The organism is Cupriavidus sp. R6-3 (genome assembly GCF_059772245.1).
Map to the genome: position 1 here is coordinate 1 of NZ_JCBAJO010000307.1, position 4,509 is coordinate 4,509.

Here is a 4,509-nt window from a genome sequence, read left to right on the forward strand (position 1 = left end):
TGCCGGCCGCCGGCCCGGTGCGCCATGCCGTCGACCGCACGCCCTTGCCGACGCTGCCCGCCGTCACGCTGCACGAGGACGGCAGCTGGACCGACCTGCTGGCCCCGGACGAGATGCACGTGGTGCTGTTCGGCGCCGGCCATGTCGGCCATGCGCTGGTCAAGGTGCTCGGCACGCTGCCGTGCACGGTCCATTGGGTCGACGAGCGCGACACGCTGTTTCCGGCCGGCCTGCCCGGCAACGTGGTGGCCGAGGCCACCGATACGGCCGAGGCGGTGGTCGATCACGCGCCGCCCGGCAGCTACTTCCTGGTGATGACGCACAGCCATGCGCTGGACCAGGCGCTGTGCGAACGGATCCTGCGGCGCACCGACTTCGCGTACTTCGGGCTGATCGGCTCCAAGACCAAGCGCGCCCGCTTCGAACACCGGATGGTCGAGCATGGCATCGACCCGGCCGCCTTTGCGCGGATGACCTGCCCGATCGGCGTCGCGGGCATCACCGACAAGGCTCCGGCTATGATTGCAGTTGCCATCGTCGCCCAGCTGCTGCAAGTGCGCGATCAGCGCCTGGCCGCGCTGCGCTCCGACGCACCGGCAACGCAGCGGGACGGCGGGCAACCGGGCGAAGGCGATAGCGACAGCGGCAGCCCCGCCCACCGGTAACCGCGCCGGCCTTCTGCTCGAACCCGAACAGCATGCCGGCATAGCAAAAAAGGATCCCCCCATGACGCTCGACGCCGCGCTCGCGGAACGCATCCGCCGCACTCCCAAGGCCGAACTGCATGTGCACATCGAAGGGACGCTCGAGCCCGAGCTGATCTTCCGGCTCGCGCAGCGCAACCAGGTCAAGCTGCCCTACCCCAGCGTCGAGGCGCTGCGCGCCGCCTATGCGTTCACCGACCTGCAGTCCTTCCTCGACATCTACTATGCCGGCGCCAGCGTGCTGCTGACCGAGGAAGACTTCTTCGACATGACGATGGCGTACGTCGAGCGCGCCGTCGCCGACAACGTGCGCCACGCGGAAATCTTCTTCGATCCGCAGACGCATACCGCGCGCGGCGTGGACATCGAGATCGTGATCGACGGCATCGCCGACGCCCTGGCGCAGGCGCGCACGCAGTACGATTTCTCCAGCAGCATGATTCTCTGCTTCCTGCGGCATCTGTCGGAGGAAGACGCGTTCGCCACGCTCGAAGCCGCGCTGCCCTATCGCGACCGCTTTATCGGCGTCGGCCTCGATTCGTCGGAGCGCGGCAATCCGCCCGAGAAGTTCGCGCGGGTATTTGCCCGCGCGCGCGAGCTGGGCCTGCATCGCGTGGCCCATGCCGGCGAGGAAGGCCCCGCCGACTATGTCCGCGACGCGCTCGACATCCTGCAGGTCGAGCGGATCGACCACGGCGTGCGCGCCATCGACGATCCGGCGCTGGTCGAGCGGCTGGCGCGCGAACGCATCGCGCTGACGGTCTGCCCGCTGTCGAACCAGAAGCTCAAGGTCTATCCGGACCTGCGCGACCATTCGCTGAAGAAGCTGCTGGATGCCGGCGTCGCGGTGACGATCCATTCGGACGACCCGGCCTATTTCGGCGGCTATATGAACGCCAACTGGGAAGCGACCTTCGATGCGCTGCCCCTCGATGCCGCCGACGCGCACCGGCTCGCACGCAACAGCTTCGAGGCGAGTTTCCTGCGGCCGGCCCTGAAGGCCGAATACCTGACCGAGGTCGACCGCTTCTGGCAATCGGCCAGCCCCACGACGCCGGCAAGCGCCGCGACGGCTTGACGCCGTTGCGGCCTTGACCGGCGCAACATCGGGCCGGCGCCCCGCGCCGGCCTTCTCCAACCCCACGACCATGAACCAGACCACCAGCTCCTCTTCCCCGACCGGTACCACCCGCGCCATCCGCGGCCGCGTGCTGCATTTCCTGCGCGACCCGCAATTCCATGATGACGCGTATCAGTATTGGGAAGACGGTGTGCTGCTGGTCGCCAATGGCCGCATCGCCGCGGCCGGCCCCTACGCCGAACTGGCGCATTCGATTGCCCCGGACACCGAGGTGATCGACCATCGCGGCAAGCTGATCGTGCCGGGCTTTATCGATACGCACGTGCACTACCCGCAGACCGACATGATCGCGTCGCCGTCGCCGGGCCTGCTGCACTGGCTGGACACGTACACGTTCCCCGAGGAGCGCCGCTTCGCCGATCCCGAATACGCCGCCGCGGTGGCCAGCTTCTTCGCCGACGAGCTGCTGCGCAACGGCACCACCAGCGCGCTGGTCTGGAGCACCGTGCATGCGACCTCGGCCGATGCGCTGTTCGCCGAGAGCCATCGCCGCAATCTGCGGCTGGCGACGGGCAAGGTGCTGATGGACCGCCATTGCCCGGACTTCCTGCGCGACACCGCCGAGTCCGGCGCGCGGGAATCGGCCGACCTGCTGTCGCGCTGGCATGGCAAGGGGCGGCTGTCCTATGCGATCACGCCGCGCTTCGCGCCGACCTCGACGGAGGCGCAGCTGGCAGCCTGCGGCGAGCTGGCGCGCGCCTACCCCGACGCGCTGATCCAGACCCACGTGGCCGAGAACCGCGACGAGGTCAAATGGGTCGCCGAGCTGTTCCCGCAGGCGCGCAGCTATCTGGACGTCTACGATCGATACGGCCTGCTGCGCCCGGGCGCGTTCTACGGCCATGCGATCCATCTGGATGACGACGATCGCCGCCGGCTCGCCGATACCGGCGCGGCCGTGGCGCACTGCCCGACCTCGAACCTGTTCCTCGGCAGCGGCCTGTACGACTTCCACCAGTCGGACGCGCATCGGCTCAATCTGACGCTGGCCACCGACGTCGGTGGCGGCACCTCGTTCTCGATGCTGCGCACGATGAACGCCGCGCACAAGGTCGCGCGAATGGGCGGCTACCACCTGACCGCGCTGCGGATGTTCTACCTGGCCACGCGCGCGCCGGCCGATGCGCTGGGCTGGGGCGACCGCGTCGGCAGCTTCGCGCCGGGCAACGAGGCCGACTTCATCGTGCTCGACCCCGACGCCACGCCGCTGCTGGGCCGCCGCAGCGCGCGCTCGGAAACGCTCGAGGAGCAGCTGTTCGCGTTTGCGATGCTGGGCGACGATCGGGTGATCGACAGCGTCTACGTGATGGGCGAGCGGGCGGGCGTCTAAGCGCCTCGCCAGCCCCGAACGGCGCCGGACAGGCCGCGCAGGCGGTCCGGCGCCGTGGCTTGACCGCGGTCAAGGCGGTTGTCATCGATCTGCATTACGCTGGCCCGCGCCATTCGACAATGCCGATGCCAAGATGACCACACCCGCCTCAGCCGTTGCACCCGTCTCGCCCGTCTCGCCCGTCTCGCTCGTTTCCCCCGCCCCAGCCGTTCCCGCGGCCTCGGCCGTTCCGTCCGCCGATGCCGATGGTTCCGGCCATCCGCCCGCGCCGCTGTCTGCCGACGCGCCGCTGCCGCCGCGCAAGATCATCCGCGGCTGGCTGATTCCGCTGTCCGAGCGCAGCACGCCGCGCGCGCTGCTGCTGTTCGCGCTCGACGCGACGCTGTTCATCGCCGCCCTCGCCGCGCTGGTCGTCGCCCCGCACTGGCTCGCCAAGCTCGGGCTCGGCGTGCTGGCCGGCGTGCTGATCGCGCGCCTGTTCATCCTCGGGCACGATGCCTGCCACCAGAGCCTGACGCCGCGCCGCGGCCTGAACAAATGGCTGGGCCGGATCGCCTTCCTGCCGTCGCTGACGCCATACAGCCTGTGGGAGGTCGGGCATAACGTCGTCCATCACGGCTATACCAACCTGAAGGGCTTCGACTTCGTCTGGGCCCCGTGTTCGATGCAGGAATACGCGGCGCTGCCGTGGTGGCGGCGCGCGCTCGAACGGCTGTACCGCAACGGCCTGGGTGCCGGGCTGTATTACCTGATCGAGATCTGGTGGCTGAAACTGTTCTTCCCCAGCCGGCGGCAGATGGCGACGCGCCGCAAGATCTTCCTGTTGGACTGCCTGCTGGTGGCCGGCTTTGCGGCGCTGTGGATCGGCTCGCTGGTCTGGCTGGCGCTGGCGACACAGCAGTCGGTCGCGCTGCTGCTGGTGGCCGGCTTCGCCGTGCCCTTCCTGGTCTGGAACGCGACCGTCGGTTTCGTGCTGTACGTCCACCATACCCATGAGAGCGTGGCCTGGTACGACAGCAAGACGATGTGGGCGCGCGCACAGCCCTTCGTCTCGACCACGGTCCATCTGCGCTTTCGCCATGGTGTCGGCACCCTGCTGCACCACATCATGGAACACACCGCCCACCACGTCGACATGAGCGTGCCGCTGTACCGGCTCAAGCGGGCGCAAGCGCTGCTGGAGCAGGCGCTGCCCGGCCGCATCGTGGTGCAGAACTTCTCGTGGCGCTGGTATTTCGATACCGCGCGCCGCTGCAAGCTGTACGACTTCCAGGCGCTGTGCTGGACCGACTTCCGCGGCCGCCGCACCACCGCGCCGTCGGCGGTGCCGGCGT

Annotated in this window: 4 protein-coding genes; all 4 read left to right on the forward strand. The window is 68.9% G+C overall.

The window, feature by feature from the left end; all coding sequences use genetic code 11:
* Positions 1 to 665, forward strand: a 665-nt coding sequence (gene xdhC / locus AC6EI8_RS24520) for a xanthine dehydrogenase accessory protein XdhC (protein ID WP_498383127.1), incomplete at its 5' end; no start/stop codon positions are given.
* A 61-nt stretch (positions 666 to 726) separates the two neighbouring features.
* Positions 727 to 1,782 carry an adenosine deaminase gene (locus tag AC6EI8_RS24525; RefSeq protein WP_226109191.1) on the forward strand — a complete coding sequence of 352 codons (1,056 nt, stop codon included), beginning with the start codon at positions 727 to 729 and terminating at the stop codon, positions 1,780 to 1,782.
* Between the two features lie 70 nt (positions 1,783 to 1,852).
* Positions 1,853 to 3,175 carry a guanine deaminase gene (gene guaD / locus AC6EI8_RS24530; RefSeq protein ID WP_498383129.1) on the forward strand — a complete coding sequence of 441 codons (1,323 nt, stop codon included), beginning with the start codon at positions 1,853 to 1,855 and terminating at the stop codon, positions 3,173 to 3,175.
* A gap of 133 nt (positions 3,176 to 3,308) precedes the next feature.
* Positions 3,309 to 4,509 (forward strand): fatty acid desaturase (locus tag AC6EI8_RS24535; RefSeq protein WP_226109193.1); only part of this gene is annotated, 1,201 nt, incomplete at its 3' end.